Origin of the sequence: Pseudocitrobacter sp. 73 (assembly GCF_008369545.1) — a bacterium.
Taxonomy (GTDB): domain Bacteria; phylum Pseudomonadota; class Gammaproteobacteria; order Enterobacterales; family Enterobacteriaceae; genus Pseudocitrobacter; species Pseudocitrobacter vendiensis.
Genome location: NZ_VTZO01000006.1, coordinates 261,626 through 276,549 on the forward strand (window position 1 = coordinate 261,626; position 14,924 = coordinate 276,549).

At 57.5% G+C, this 14,924-nt stretch carries 9 protein-coding genes; 8 read left to right on the forward strand and 1 reads right to left on the reverse strand.

The annotated features are described in order from the left end of the window. Positions 1-239 precede the first annotated feature (239 nt). The 8 genes from F0Q32_RS06280 to yegS all read left to right on the forward strand — a co-directional run bounded on the left by F0Q32_RS06280 (position 240) and on the right by yegS (position 13,988). Positions 240-1,493: an MdtA/MuxA family multidrug efflux RND transporter periplasmic adaptor subunit gene (locus F0Q32_RS06280; protein WP_149462395.1), complete on the forward strand. Its 1,254-nt coding sequence runs from the start codon at positions 240-242 to the stop codon at positions 1,491-1,493. Then, positions 1,493-4,615 (forward strand): MdtB/MuxB family multidrug efflux RND transporter permease subunit, encoded by a 3,123-nt coding sequence (locus tag F0Q32_RS06285; protein ID WP_149462396.1) that lies wholly within the window; start codon positions 1,493-1,495, stop codon positions 4,613-4,615. The genes F0Q32_RS06280 and F0Q32_RS06285 overlap by 1 nt, the downstream gene beginning before the upstream one ends. Next, positions 4,616-7,693: a multidrug efflux RND transporter permease subunit MdtC gene (gene mdtC / locus F0Q32_RS06290; RefSeq protein WP_149462397.1), complete on the forward strand. Its 3,078-nt coding sequence runs from the start codon at positions 4,616-4,618 to the stop codon at positions 7,691-7,693. It abuts the gene before it with no gap. A 1-nt stretch (position 7,694) separates the two neighbouring features. Further along, positions 7,695-9,110: an MFS transporter gene (locus F0Q32_RS06295; RefSeq protein ID WP_149462398.1), complete on the forward strand. Its 1,416-nt coding sequence runs from the start codon at positions 7,695-7,697 to the stop codon at positions 9,108-9,110. Next, positions 9,107-10,534 carry a two-component system sensor histidine kinase BaeS gene (baeS, locus tag F0Q32_RS06300; RefSeq protein WP_149462399.1) on the forward strand — a complete coding sequence of 476 codons (1,428 nt, stop codon included), beginning with the start codon at positions 9,107-9,109 and terminating at the stop codon, positions 10,532-10,534. Before F0Q32_RS06295 ends, baeS begins: the two co-directional genes overlap by 4 nt. Further along, positions 10,531-11,253: a two-component system response regulator BaeR gene (gene baeR / locus F0Q32_RS06305; RefSeq protein WP_113857241.1), complete on the forward strand. Its 723-nt coding sequence runs from the start codon at positions 10,531-10,533 to the stop codon at positions 11,251-11,253. Before baeS ends, baeR begins: the two co-directional genes overlap by 4 nt. A gap of 208 nt (positions 11,254-11,461) precedes the next feature. After that, complete coding sequence (yegQ, locus tag F0Q32_RS06310) at positions 11,462-12,823, forward strand: tRNA 5-hydroxyuridine modification protein YegQ (protein ID WP_149462400.1); 1,362 nt, start codon at positions 11,462-11,464, stop codon at positions 12,821-12,823. Positions 12,824-13,088: 265 nt separating this feature from the next. After that, complete coding sequence (gene yegS, locus F0Q32_RS06315) at positions 13,089-13,988, forward strand: lipid kinase YegS (protein WP_149462401.1); 900 nt, start codon at positions 13,089-13,091, stop codon at positions 13,986-13,988. A gap of 157 nt (positions 13,989-14,145) precedes the next feature. On the opposite strand, the gene F0Q32_RS06320 is transcribed toward yegS, so the two are convergent. Then, positions 14,146-14,919: an ABC transporter ATP-binding protein gene (locus F0Q32_RS06320; protein ID WP_149462402.1), complete on the reverse strand. Its 774-nt coding sequence runs from the start codon at positions 14,917-14,919 to the stop codon at positions 14,146-14,148. Positions 14,920-14,924: the final 5 nt, after the last annotated feature.

Genomic DNA, 14,924 nt, shown 5'->3' on the forward strand with positions numbered 1-14,924 from the left:
CTTTCCCTTTTCAGCCCCCTGCTGAACACTTTTTCTGCAATGCAGCGATTCAGGATGCACTCTAACGCAGCCTCCTTCTGCTGTGCTTCCTGCGTGTCAATTCCCCGAGCGGCCTCGCAAAGCGGCCGTGATTCGGACGATTCGTCCCTGTGTTTCATATTTCCTCCATTTTTTCCGACCATCCGATCACTAAACTAGTATCATTCCGCGAAATGGTTCAGGACGAGAAACTCATTAAAATGAAAGGCAGTAACAAATCCCGCTGGCTGGTTGTGCTGGCATTGCTGATTGTGGCCGGCGCAGTGACAGGCTACTGGCTGATGAATCGCACACCAGAATCCGCAGGCCCGGCAGCTGCCGCTCAGGGAGAGCGCCCGGCAGGCAGTGGACGTCATGGTGGCCGCTTCGGCGCAACGCTTGCGCCGGTTCAGGCCGCGACAGCAACCAGCGAAGCGGTACCGCGCTATCTGAGTGGATTAGGCACCATCACCGCCGCCAACACCGTGACGGTGCGCAGCCGCGTAGACGGTCAGTTGATAGCGCTGCACTTTCAGGAAGGACAGCAGGTAAAAGCAGGCGATCTGCTCGCGGAGATCGATCCGAGCCAGTTCAAAGTTGCCCTCGCTCAGGCGCAGGGACAACTGGCGAAAGACAAAGCGACACTGGCTAACGCCCGTCGCGATCTTGCCCGCTATCAACAACTGGTGAAAACCAATCTGGTTTCACGCCAGGAGCTCGATACCCAACAGTCGCTGGTCAGCGAAACGCAGGGGACTATCAAGGCCGATGAAGCCGCCGTTGCCAGCGCACAGCTTCAGCTCGACTGGAGCCGTATCACCGCGCCAGTGGACGGGCGCGTAGGTCTGAAGCAGGTTGATATCGGCAACCAGATTTCCAGCGGCGATACCACCGGTATTGTCGTGCTCACCCAGACACACCCGATCGACCTGGTGTTCACCCTACCGGAAAATGACATTGCCACCGTGGTGAATGCGCAGAAATCCGGTAAACCGCTGACCGTCGAAGCGTGGGATCGCACCAACAAACAGAAACTGAGCGATGGTGTACTGCTGAGCCTGGATAACCAGATTGACGCCACCACCGGCACCATCAAGCTGAAGGCGCGTTTCAACAACCAGGATGATGCCCTCTTCCCGAATCAGTTCGTTAACGCGCGGATGCTGGTGGATACTCAACAGGATGCGGTGGTGATTCCGGCTGCGGCCCTGCAAATGGGCAATGACGGTCACTTTGTCTGGGTGCTGAACAGTGAGAATAAAGTCAGCAAACATACCGTGGTTCCAGGTATTCAGGACAGCCAGAAAGTGGTGATCAGCGCCGGGCTCTCGGCAGGCGATCGCGTGGTAACGGACGGTATCGACCGACTGACCGAAGGCGCGAAAGTGGAAGTGGTGGAAGCACATAGCGCCACCAGCGATAGCAAAACGGCAGAACCCGCGACCGCCGCGGGCCATAAAGGAGCACGCTCCTGATGCACGTTTTACCGCCGAGCAACACGGGCGGCCCATCCCGCCTGTTTATCATGCGCCCGGTCGCCACCACCCTGCTGATGGTGGCGATCCTGATTGCCGGGATCATCGGCTATCGCTTCCTGCCCGTTTCGGCGTTGCCAGAAGTAGATTACCCCACCATTCAGGTGGTCACCCTTTACCCTGGCGCCAGTCCGGACGTCATGACGTCTGCCGTCACCGCACCGCTGGAGCGCCAGTTCGGCCAGATGTCCGGCCTGAAACAGATGTCCTCCCAGAGTTCCGGCGGGGCGTCAGTGGTGACTCTTCAATTCCAGTTAACGTTACCGCTGGACGTGGCCGAGCAGGAAGTGCAGGCCGCGATTAACGCCGCCACTAACCTGCTGCCGGACGATTTGCCTAACCCGCCGGTTTACAGCAAAGTGAACCCGGCAGACCCGCCAATCATGACGCTCGCCGTCACCTCTTCCGCCATGCCGATGACGCAGGTGGAAGATATGGTCGAAACGCGCGTGGCACAGAAAATATCTCAGGTTTCCGGCGTCGGGCTGGTGACGCTGGCGGGCGGTCAGCGCCCTGCCGTGCGGGTCAAACTGAATGCACAGGCCATTGCCGCGTTAGGATTAACCAGTGAAACAGTGCGCACCGCGATCACCAGCGCGAACGTTAACTCGGCCAAAGGGAGCCTCGACGGCCCGACCCGCGCCGTGACGTTATCCGCGAACGACCAGATGCAGTCAGCGGAAGAGTATCGCAAGCTGATTATCGCTTATCAGAATGGCTCCCCGGTGCGTCTGGGCGATGTCGCCACCATTGAGCAGGGTGCGGAAAACACCTGGCTTGGCGCGTGGGCTAACAACCAACACGCGATTGTGATGAACGTCCAGCGTCAGCCGGGCGCCAACATTATCTCTACCGCCGACAGCATTCGTCAGATGCTGCCGCAGCTCACTGAAAGCCTGCCGAAATCAGTAAACGTTGAGGTGTTGTCCGATCGCACCACCAATATTCGCGCCTCGGTCACCGATACGCAGTTCGAACTGATGCTCGCCATTGCGCTGGTGGTGATGATCATCTACCTGTTCCTGCGTAACGTTCCGGCGACCATCATTCCCGGCGTAGCGGTTCCGCTGTCGTTGATTGGTACCTTTGCGGTGATGGTGTTCCTTGATTTTTCCATCAACAACCTGACGCTGATGGCGCTCACCATCGCCACCGGTTTCGTGGTCGATGACGCCATTGTGGTGATTGAGAATATCTCGCGCTATATCGAGAAAGGCGAAAAACCGCTGACCGCCGCGCTGAAAGGCGCGGGCGAAATCGGTTTCACCATTATCTCCCTCACCTTCTCGCTGATTGCGGTGCTGATCCCACTGCTGTTTATGGGCGATATTGTCGGTCGCCTGTTCCGCGAATTTGCGGTGACGCTGGCGGTGGCGATACTCATTTCCGCCATTGTGTCGCTGACCCTGACACCGATGATGTGTGCGCGCATGCTCAGCCATGAATCCCTGCGTAAACAGAACCGCTTTTCCCGCGCCAGCGAACGTTTCTTCGACCGCGTGATTGCCGGTTACGGGCATATGCTGGCCCGCGTCCTCAAGCATCCATGGCTGACGCTCAGCGTGGCGCTGGGTACCCTGGCGTTATCGATTATCCTGTGGGTGGTGATTCCGAAAGGCTTCTTCCCGATTCAGGATAACGGCATTATTCAGGGCACGCTGCAGGCGCCACAATCGGCGTCTTTCGCCAACATGGTGCAGCGCCAGCAGCAGGTTTCCGACATCATTCTGAAGGACCCGGCTGTCGAAAGCCTGACGTCATACGTCGGTGTGGACGGCACCAACCCGGCGCTGAACAGCGCCCGTTTGCAAATCAACCTCAAGCCGCTGGATGAGCGTGATGACCGCGTGCAGAACGTGATTAAGCGCCTGCAACAGAATGTCGACCGCGTACCGGGTATCTCACTCTACCTGCAACCGACGCAGGATCTCACTATCGATACCACCGTGAGCCGCACGCAATACCAGTTCACGCTTCAGGCGAACTCTCTCGATGCCCTGAGTCTGTGGGTACCGCAGTTGGTCGAGCAACTGCAAACCCTGCCGCAGCTTTCTGACGTCAGCAGTGACTGGCAGGATCAGGGACTGGTGGCTTACGTTAACGTGGATCGCGATAGTGCCAGCCGTTTGGGTATTTCCATGGCGGACGTGGATAACGCGCTATATAACGCCTTCGGCCAGCGCCTTATTTCCACTATTTATACCCAGGCCAATCAGTACCGCGTAGTACTGGAACATGACACACAAGCGACGCCGGGGCTCGCGGCGCTGGATAACGTGCGCCTGACCAGCAGCGACGGCGGTGTGGTGCCCTTAACGGCCATCGCTAAAGTTGAGCAACGTTTTGCCCCGCTCTCCATCAATCATCTGGATCAGTTCCCGGTGACCACCATTTCGTTCAACGTGGCGGGCGACTATTCATTGGGCGATGCGGTCGATGCGATTATGAACGCAGAAAAGACGCTCAGCTTCCCGACGGATATTCGTACCGAATTCCAGGGCAGTTCGCTGGCCTTCCAGTCGGCGCTCAGCAGCACGGTCTGGCTGGTGGTCGCGGCAGTGGTGGCGATGTATATCGTGCTCGGTGTACTGTATGAAAGCTTTATTCACCCGATTACCATCCTCTCTACCCTGCCAACCGCAGGCGTAGGGGCGTTGCTGGCGCTGATGATTGCCGGCAGCGAGCTGGATGTGATCGCTATTATCGGCATTATTTTGCTCATCGGGATCGTGAAGAAAAACGCCATCATGATGATCGACTTCGCGCTGGCGGCAGAGCGTGAACAGGGCATGCCGCCGCATGAAGCGATATATCAGGCGTGTCTCCTGCGTTTTCGTCCGATTCTGATGACCACACTTGCTGCGCTGCTCGGCGCGCTGCCGCTGATGCTGAGCACCGGGGTCGGCGCGGAACTGCGTCGCCCGTTAGGGATTGGTATGGTTGGCGGCCTGCTGGTCAGCCAGGTGCTGACGCTGTTCACCACGCCGGTCATTTATCTGCTGTTTGACCGTCTGGCGCTGCATCTGAAAAAACGCTTCCCGCGACATGAGGAGGAGGCGTAAATGAAGTTTTTCGCTCTCTTCATTTACCGCCCGGTGGCGACGATTTTAATCTCTATCGCCATCACCCTCTGTGGCGTGCTGGGCTTCCGACTGCTGCCGGTGGCCCCGCTGCCGCAGGTTGATTTCCCGGTCATTATGGTCAGTGCTTCGCTGCCTGGCGCGTCGCCTGAAACCATGGCGTCGTCGGTCGCCACGCCGCTGGAGCGTTCGCTCGGGCGCATTGCCGGGGTTAGCGAAATGACCTCCAGCAGCTCGCTCGGCAGTACGCGCATCATTTTGCAGTTTAATTTTGATCGCGATATCAACGGCGCCGCGCGCGATGTGCAGGCCGCAATCAATGCTGCACAAAGCCTGTTGCCAAGCGGCATGCCCAGCCGTCCAACCTATCGTAAAGCCAACCCGTCCGATGCGCCGATCATGATCCTGACGCTGACCTCGGATACTTACTCCCAGGGTGAGCTGTATGATTTCGCCTCGACGCAACTGGCGCAAAGCATCGCGCAGATCGACGGCGTTGGCGATGTCGATGTCGGCGGCAGTTCACTGCCTGCTGTGCGCGTGGGGCTTAACCCACAGGCGCTGTTTAATCAGGGCGTGTCGCTGGATGATGTGCGCACCGCCATCAGCAATGCCAACGTGCGTAAACCACAGGGGGCGCTGGAAGATAACGCTCATCGCTGGCAGATTCAGACCAACGACGAACTGAAGACGGCGGCGGAATACCAACCATTAATCATCCATTACAACAACGGTGCGGCGGTGCGTCTAAGCGATGTCGCCACGGTGACTGACTCCGTGCAGGACGTACGTAACGCCGGGATGACCAATGCCAAACCCGCGATTTTGTTGATGATCCGCAAACTGCCGGAAGCCAACATTATCGAAACGGTGGACGCCATCCGCGCCGAACTGCCGGAACTTCAGCAGACCATTCCGGCGGCGATTGACCTGCAAATTGCGCAGGATCGCTCGCCAACGATTCGCGCCTCGCTGGAAGAAGTTGAACAAACGCTGGTGATTTCCGTGGCGCTGGTGATCCTGGTGGTATTCCTGTTCCTGCGATCCGGTCGCGCGACACTGATCCCCGCCGTCGCCGTTCCCGTCTCATTGATAGGCACCTTTGCCGCCATGTATCTGTGCGGCTTTAGCCTGAATAACCTGTCGCTGATGGCGCTCACTATCGCCACCGGATTCGTGGTGGATGACGCCATTGTGGTGCTGGAAAACATTTCGCGCCATATCGAAGCCGGGATGAAACCGATGCAGGCCGCCCTTCAGGGGAGCCGGGAAGTCGGGTTTACGGTGCTGTCGATGAGCGTGTCGCTGGTGGCCGTTTTCCTGCCGCTGTTGCTGATGGACGGGCTTCCGGGCCGCCTGTTGCGCGAGTTTGCGGTGACGTTGTCGGTGGCAATTGGTATTTCGCTGGCGGTATCGTTGACCTTAACGCCGATGATGTGCGGCTGGATGCTCAAGCGCCAGCCTGCCCATACGCCAACCCGTAATAAGGGACTGGGACGTTTGCTGGTTGGCCTGCAACAGGGTTACGGTAAATCCCTGCACTGGGTGCTGAAACACTCGCGAATGGTTGGTCTGGTTTTCCTCGCAACCGTTGCGCTGAATGTCTGGCTCTATATCGCCATCCCAAAAACCTTCTTCCCGGAGCAGGATACCGGCGTGCTGATGGGCGGCATTCAGGCTGACCAGAGCATCTCTTTCCAGGCGATGCGCGGAAAATTACAGGACTTCATGAAAATTATCCGTGAAGATCCGGCGGTGGATAACGTCACCGGCTTTACCGGCGGCTCGCGCGTGAACAGCGGAATGATGTTTATCACCCTGAAATCGCGCGGTGAACGGCATGATTCAGCACAACAGGTGATCGACCGCCTGCGTAAGAAGCTGGCGAAAGAGCCAGGTGCTAACCTGTTTCTGATGGCGGTGCAGGACATTCGCGTCGGCGGACGTCAGTCTAACGCCAGCTATCAGTACACCCTGTTGTCTGACGACCTGAGCGCCCTGCGCGAGTGGGAACCGAAAATTCGTAAAGCGCTGGCGGCACTGCCGGAACTGGCGGACGTGAACTCGGATCAGGAAGATAACGGCGCCGAGATGGATCTGGTTTATGACCGGGAAACCATGTCGCGTCTCGGTATCAGCGTTCAGGCAGCCAACAGTCTGTTGAACAATGCCTTTGGTCAGCGGCAGATTTCAACCATCTATCAACCGCTTAACCAGTACAAAGTAGTGATGGAAGTCGATCCGGTCTACACCCAGGACGTCAGCGCGCTGGATAAAATGTTCGTCATTAACAACGAAGGCAAAGCGATTCCGCTTTCTTACTTCGCCAAATGGCAGCCCGCTAATGCACCGCTCTCGGTGAACCATCAGGGATTATCGGCGGCGTCGACGGTGTCGTTTAACCTGCCAACCGGGAAATCACTGTCGGAAGCGAGCGATGCAATTGACCGCGCTATGACTCAGCTTGGCGTGCCGTCTACGGTGCGCGGATCGTTCGCCGGTACCGCACAGGTGTTCCAGGAGACCATGAACTCGCAGATAATTTTGATTATCGCCGCCATCGCCACCGTCTACATTGTGCTGGGGATGCTGTACGAGAGCTACGTTCACCCGCTGACTATCCTCTCCACGCTGCCCTCGGCGGGCGTCGGCGCGCTGCTGGCGCTGGAACTCTTCAATGCCCCCTTCAGCCTAATCGCGCTTATCGGGATTATGCTACTAATTGGCATCGTGAAGAAAAACGCCATTATGATGGTCGATTTTGCGCTGGAGGCGCAGCGAAACGGCAATCTGTCGCCTGAAGAAGCGATTTTCCAGGCCTGCCTGCTGCGTTTTCGCCCGATTATGATGACCACGCTGGCGGCGCTGTTTGGCGCCTTACCGCTGGTGATTTCCAGCGGCGACGGCTCGGAACTGCGCCAGCCGCTGGGGATAACCATTGTCGGCGGTTTAGCCGTCAGCCAGTTGCTGACGCTGTACACCACCCCGGTGGTTTATCTGTTCTTCGATCGTCTGCGCCTGCGTTTTTCGCGTCAATCCCGACAATCGGTAACCGAGTAAAATGACAGAACTCCCCGCCAGCGTGCGCTGGCAACTGTGGATAGTGGCGTTCGGCTTCTTTATGCAGTCGCTGGACACCACTATCGTCAATACCGCCCTCCCCTCTATGGCGGCAAGCCTGGGCGAGAGCCCACTGCATATGCATATGGTGGTGGTCTCTTACGTGCTGACCGTCGCGGTGATGCTTCCCGCCTCCGGCTGGCTGGCGGACAGAGTGGGCGTGCGCAATATCTTCTTCACCGCCATTGTCCTGTTCACCGCCGGGTCGCTATTTTGCTCACTGGCGAGCACGCTCAATGAGCTGGTGATGGCGCGCGTATTGCAGGGCGTGGGCGGCGCGATGATGGTACCCGTCGGGCGACTGACGGTGATGAAAATCGTGCCACGCTCGCAGTATATGGCGGCGATGACCTTCGTCACTCTGCCCGGCCAGGTTGGACCGCTGCTGGGTCCGGCGCTCGGCGGCATGCTGGTGGAATACGCCTCCTGGCACTGGATCTTCCTGATCAACATTCCAGTCGGCATTATCGGCGGCATCGCCACCCTGATGCTGATGCCAAACTACACGCTGCAAACTCGCCGTTTTGATCTGAGCGGTTTCATTGTGCTGGCGCTGGGCATGGCGGTGCTGACGCTGGCGCTTGATGGTCAGAAAGGGCTCGGCATCTCAAGCCTGACGCTGGGGATTCTGGTCGCCGCCGGCGTCGCCTCGATTCTGTTTTATCTCTGGCACGCCAAAGGTAACGACAACGCACTGTTTAGCCTGAAGCTTTTCCGCACACCAACGTTTTCCCTTGGCCTGGCGGGCAGTTTCGCCGGACGCATCGGTAGCGGAATGCTGCCCTTTATGACGCCGGTCTTTTTGCAGATCGGCCTTGGATTTTCGCCGTTCCACGCCGGGCTGATGATGATCCCGATGGTGCTCGGCAGCATGGGGATGAAACGTATTGTGGTGCAGGTGGTTAACCGTTTTGGCTATCGCCATGTACTGGTCACCACCACGATTGGCCTCGCGCTGGTTAGCCTCGTGTTTATGGCCACGGCGCTGGCAGGCTGGTATTACGCACTGCCGCTGGTGCTGTTTATTCAGGGGATGGTTAACTCCAGCCGCTTTTCGTCGATGAACACGCTGACGCTGAAAGATTTGCCCGATGAACACGCCAGCAGCGGCAATAGCCTGCTGTCGATGATCATGCAGCTCTCGATGAGTATTGGCGTCACCGTGGCGGGCTTACTGCTGGGGATGTTCGGCCAGCAGCACGTTGCCGCCGACAGTGGCGCCACGCATCAGGTCTTTATGTACACCTATCTGTGCATGGCGCTGATTATCGCCCTGCCCGCCCTGATTTTTGCCCGCGTACCTGACGATGTCACCAAAAACGTGGTTATCGCCCGACGAAAAAGGAGTGAACAGTGAAATTATGGCGTCCGGGGATCACCGGAAAACTTTTCCTCGCCATCTTCGCCACCTGTATCGTGTTGCTTATCACGATGCACTGGGCGGTGCGCATCAGTTTTGAGCGCGGGTTTATTGATTACATTAAGCACGGCAACGAGCAGCGCCTTGAACTGCTGAGCGACGCGCTGGCAGAGCAGTATGCGCAGCACGGTAACTGGCGTTTTCTGCGTAATAACGATCGCTTCATCTTCCAGATTTTGCGCTCATTCGAGCATGATAATAATGATGAACATCGCCCACCGGGCCCGCCAGGACCGCCGGGGCCTTCCATGCCGCCGCACGGCTGGCGAACGCAGTTTTGGGTTGTCGATCAGCGCGAACGCGTTTTGGTTGGCCCACGCGAGCCCGTTCCGCCGGACGGCACACGCCGCGCGATCGTCGTCGATGGGCTGGCCGTCGGCGCGGTTATCGCCTCACCCGTAGAGCGGCTGACGCGTAATACGGATATTAATTTCGATGAACAACAGCGCCGCACCAGTTGGCTGATAGTCGCGCTTTCAACGCTACTCGCCGCGCTGGCGACCTTCCCGCTGGCGCGCGGTTTGCTGGCTCCGGTGAAACGGCTGGTGGAAGGCACGCATAAACTGGCGGCGGGTGATTTCTCAACGCGCGTTGACGCGCGCGGCAGCGATGAACTCGGCAGGCTGGCGCAGGACTTCAACCAGCTCGCCAGCACGCTCGATCGCAATCAGCAGATGCGCCGCGATTTTATGGCCGATATCTCCCACGAACTGCGCACCCCGCTGGCGGTACTGCGCGGTGAGCTGGAAGCCATTCAGGATGGCGTGCGTAAGTTCACCCCGGAATCGGTCGCCTCTTTACAGGCGGAAGTCGCCACGCTGACCAAACTGGTGAACGATCTGCATCAGCTTTCGATGTCTGACGAAGGCGCGCTGGCGTATCAAAAAGCGCCGGTGGACCTCGTTTCCTTGCTGGAAATTGCCGCGGGCGCTTTCCGCGAACGTTTAGCCAGCCGCGGCTTAACGCTGCATCTTTCATTGCCCGAAAGCGCGATGGTCTTCGGCGATCGCGACCGCCTGATGCAGTTGTTCAATAACGTGCTGGAAAACAGCCTGCGTTACACCGACAGCGGCGGCGACGTGCATATTCGCGCCAGGAAAACGCTGCAAAACGTGACGGTTGAGTTCGCAGACAGCGGGCCGGGCGTCAGCGATGAACAGCTCGCCATGCTGTGCGAGCGTTTTTACCGAACGGAAGGATCGCGCAACCGCGCCAGCGGCGGCTCCGGCCTCGGGCTGGCGATTTGCGTGAATATTGTTACCGCCCACGGCGGCAGGCTTGATGCCGCCCATTCGCCTTTTGGCGGGGTAAGCATTAAAGTAGAATTACCGCTGGATCGCGACACATCGAGAGAGTTATGACTGAGTTACCGATAGATGAAAACACCCCGCGCATTTTGATTGTCGAGGACGAACCCAAGCTCGGGCAGTTGCTGATTGATTATCTGTTGGCGGCCAACTACGCGCCAACGCTTATCAGCCACGGTGATCAGGTTCTGCCTTTTGTGCACGATACGCCGCCGGACCTAATCCTGCTGGATCTCATGCTGCCGGGTACCGATGGCCTGACGCTGTGCCGCGAAATCCGCCGCTTCTCAGAAGTGCCTATTGTGATGGTCACCGCCAAAATCGAAGAAATTGATCGCCTGCTGGGGCTGGAAATTGGCGCGGATGATTACATCTGCAAACCTTACAGCCCGCGTGAAGTGGTCGCGCGCGTGAAAACCATCCTGCGCCGCTGCAAACCGCGTCGGGATATTCAGGCGCTGGATGCGCAAAGCCCGCTGATTGTCGATGAAAACCGTTTTCAGGCCTCCTGGCGCGATCGTCTGCTGGACTTAACCCCCGCAGAATTCCGCCTGCTGAAAACCCTGTCGCAGGAGCCGGGAAAAGTCTTCTCGCGCGAACAGCTGCTTAACCACCTTTACGACGACTATCGCGTAGTGACTGACCGCACCATCGATAGCCATATCAAAAACCTGCGCCGCAAGCTGGAAGCGCTCGACGCCGAACAGTCGTTTATCCGCGCGGTGTATGGCGTAGGATATCGCTGGGAAGCGGATGCGTGCCGGATGGCGTAATCCTCGCATAATGCCTGATGGCGCTGTGCTTATCAGCTCCGGGGCCACTCACCTGTAGGCCGGATAAGGCGTCGCCGCCATCCGGCAACAGGGGGAAGGTTTACTCCTGCTCCCCGCAGCGCTACAATGCCCGCCCTAAAAGTATGGGAACCCTCCCTGCCGCGCACACCGTGACGCGGATCTGACCTGTCATCAGAACGAGAAAATCATGTTTAAACCGGAACTCCTTTCCCCGGCGGGAACGCTGAAAAATATGCGTTACGCTTTCGCTTATGGCGCGGATGCAGTTTATGCGGGCCAACCGCGTTACTCCCTGCGCGTTCGCAATAACGAATTCAATCACGAAAATTTGCAGCTCGGCATTAACGAAGCCCATGCGCTCGGTAAAAAATTCTATGTGGTGGTGAATATCGCGCCGCATAACGCCAAGCTGAAAACTTTTATTCGTGACCTGAAGCCGGTGGTGGATATGGGGCCGGATGCGCTGATTATGTCCGATCCGGGTCTTATCATGCTGGTGCGTGAGCATTTCCCGGATATGCAGATTCACCTCTCCGTACAGGCGAACGCCGTGAACTGGGCGACGGTGAAATTCTGGCAGCAGATGGGGCTCTCCCGCGTGATTCTTTCCCGCGAACTGTCGCTGGAAGAGATTGAAGAAATTCGCCAACAGGTGCCAGAAATGGAGATTGAGATCTTCGTTCATGGCGCGCTGTGCATGGCCTACTCTGGCCGTTGCCTGCTTTCTGGCTATATTAACAAGCGCGACCCGAACCAGGGTACCTGCACCAACGCCTGCCGTTGGGAATACAACGTTCAGGAAGGCAAAGAAGATGTGGTCGGTAATATCGTCCACAAATACGAGCCGATTCCGGTGCAAAACGTTGAACCGACGCTGGGCATCGGCGAGCCAACCGACAAAGTGTTTATGATTGAGGAAGCGCAGCGTCCGGGCGAGTACATGACCGCCTTCGAAGACGAACACGGCACTTACATCATGAACTCAAAAGATCTGCGCGCCATTGCCCACGTCGAACGTTTGACGCAAATGGGCGTGCACTCGCTGAAAATCGAAGGCCGTACTAAATCCTTCTACTACTGCGCGCGCACGGCGCAGGTGTACCGCAAGGCAATTGATGATGCCGCCGCAGGCAAACCGTTCGATACCAGCCTGCTGGAAACCCTGGAAGGTTTGGCCCATCGCGGTTACACCGAAGGCTTCCTGCGTCGCCATACGCATGATGACTACCAGAATTACGAATACGGTTTCTCTGTGTCTGAACGCCAGCAGTTTGTCGGCGAATTTACCGGTCAGCGCAAAGGCGCGCTGGCGGAAGTGGCTGTGAAGAATAAATTTGCCGTCGGCGATAGCCTGGAACTGATGACCCCCCAGGGTAACGTAAACTTTACGCTGGAGCAGATGGTCGACGCCAAAGGTGCCGATAAACCCGTCGCACCGGGCGACGGTCATATTGTCTGGCTGCCGGTACCGGAAGATATCGCTTTGGATTACGCGCTGCTGATGCGTAATTTCAACGGCGAATCGACGCGTAACCCGCACAGCAAGTAGTTCATAGTGGGTAATTTCGCAAGCGAGAAGAATCTTAGAATTGGATCACATACCTAATTGTTTATTCCGGGTATTATCGCTTCGCTGAAAAACATAACCCATAAATGCTAGCTGTACCAGGAACCACCTCCTTGGCCTGCGTAATCTCCCTTACGCAGGCTAATTTTTTATCTGTCCCCTTCCTTTTCTGAAAATCAGCTCCTTCTTATCCGGCTATACTTTTTCTGCCATATACTTTTATTACGTTGAATAACGAGGAAAAAGGATGACCAACTTTCCCGCCAGCTTATTGATCCTCAACGGCAAGAGCGCGGACAATCCGCAGCTGCGTCAGGCGGTTGATACCCTTCGTAAAGAAGGCGCTGAACTTCATGTTCGCGTCACCTGGGAAAAAGGCGATGCGCCGCGCTATATCCAGGAAGCGCTGCAACTTGGCGTCGCCACGGTAATTTCCGGCGGCGGCGACGGCACCATTAATGAAATCGCCACCGCGTTGATTGAGCTGAAAAACACCAATGCTCCGGCGTTGGGGATTCTGCCCCTCGGCACCGCTAATGATTTCGCCACCAGCGTCGGTATTCCGATGGATCTGGAGAAAGCTCTGCGTCTGGCGATTTCCGGACGCGATGTGCCGATTGATACTGCGCGCGTGAACGATAAAACCTGCTTTATTAATATGGCAACGGGGGGATTTGGCACGCGCATTACCACCGAAACGCCGGAAAAACTGAAAGCGGCGTTGGGTGGGGTATCGTATTTGATTCACGGGTTAATGCGGATGGACACGCTGAAACCTGACCGCTGTGAAATTCGCGGTGAGAATTTCCACTGGCAGGGCGATGCGCTGGTGATTGGCATTGGTAACGGGCGTCAGGCCGGCGGTGGACAGCCGCTCTGCCCTGACGCACTGATTAATGATGGGCTGCTGGATTTACTGGTGATTACCGGGGAAGAACTGCTGCCTGCCATTTTCACCACCATTACACAGCAGGAAGAGAACCCGCATCTGGTGCGCGGGCGCTCTGACTGGATAGAAATCACCTCGCCGCATTCGATGACCTTTAACCTTGACGGTGAGCCGCTTAGCGGGCAGACGTTTCGCATCGATATTTTATCGGATGCGCTCCGCGCGCGCCTGCCGCCAGATTGTCAGCTATTGCGCTAGCCTGCAATAATGCCGGATGCGGCTGCGCCTTATCCGGCCTACAACTACAACGACTCCCCCCGGCAAAGTCCGCACCAGTGCCGGATGGCGGCTTCGCCTTATCCGGCCTACAACGACTCCCCCACAGGCCGGGCAAGCGCAGCGCCCCCGGCATGGCTCAATACGCTGCCACTTCCCGCGCCATCTCGCGGGTGTACTGCTGGCTGGCGTTGACCAGCATCCGCGTATAATCCGTTTGCGCTTTCCCGGCAACCAAATCGTCAACGGTGAGCGTTTCGAGGATTTTACCGTACTGCATCACCGCCACTTTCTGGCATAAGTGGGCGATGACGCCGAGGTCATGCGTCACCATCAGATACGTCAACCCCGACTCCTGCTGCAACTCCGCCAGCAGGTTTAAAATCTCCGCCTGCACCGACACATCCAGCGCCGACGTCGGCTCATCAAGCAGCAACACCTGCGGCTCCAGAATCAACGCGCGGGCAATCGCCACGCGTTGACGCTGCCCGCCGGAGAGCTGATGCGGGTAGCGCTCGCGAAAGGCGCGGTTTAACCCCACGCGATCCAGCAGCGTGTTGATTCGTCGGTCGCGATCGGCGATGCCGTGGATTTGCAGCGGCTCCTCCAGAATATCGCCAATGGTATGGCGCGGATGCAACGAACCGTAGGGGTCCTGAAACACCATTTGCACCTGGCGACAGCGCGTCCGGCTGATGCTGTGATCCAGCGGCTGGCCGTTAATCGCCAGCGCGCCCTGCCAGTGGGTAAACAGCCCGGCAAGGCACTTCAGCACCGTGGTTTTGCCCGAGCCCGACTCCCCCACCAGCCCGTAAATCTCACCCGGCTTAACGTGGAAACTCACGTCATACAGCACCTGGTTACGCTTCTCACCTTCACCAAACACCAGATTCAGGTTATTCACTTCAATCATGACGC

What these genes read in the sequence shown, in the direction of transcription:
- yegS (WP_149462401.1), top strand. Translation starts at nt 13,089, where the DNA reads ATGACCAACTTTCCCGCCAGCTTATTGATCCTCAACGGCAAGAGCGCG.
- baeR (WP_113857241.1), top strand. Translation starts at nt 10,531, where the DNA reads ATGACTGAGTTACCGATAGATGAAAACACCCCGCGCATTTTGATTGTC.
- F0Q32_RS06295 (WP_149462398.1), top strand. Translation starts at nt 7,695, where the DNA reads ATGACAGAACTCCCCGCCAGCGTGCGCTGGCAACTGTGGATAGTGGCG.
- F0Q32_RS06280 (WP_149462395.1), top strand. Translation starts at nt 240, where the DNA reads ATGAAAGGCAGTAACAAATCCCGCTGGCTGGTTGTGCTGGCATTGCTG.
- yegQ (WP_149462400.1), top strand. Translation starts at nt 11,462, where the DNA reads ATGTTTAAACCGGAACTCCTTTCCCCGGCGGGAACGCTGAAAAATATG.
- mdtC (WP_149462397.1), top strand. Translation starts at nt 4,616, where the DNA reads ATGAAGTTTTTCGCTCTCTTCATTTACCGCCCGGTGGCGACGATTTTA.
- F0Q32_RS06320 (WP_149462402.1), bottom strand. Translation starts at nt 14,919, where the DNA reads ATGATTGAAGTGAATAACCTGAATCTGGTGTTTGGTGAAGGTGAGAAG.
- F0Q32_RS06285 (WP_149462396.1), top strand. Translation starts at nt 1,493, where the DNA reads ATGCACGTTTTACCGCCGAGCAACACGGGCGGCCCATCCCGCCTGTTT.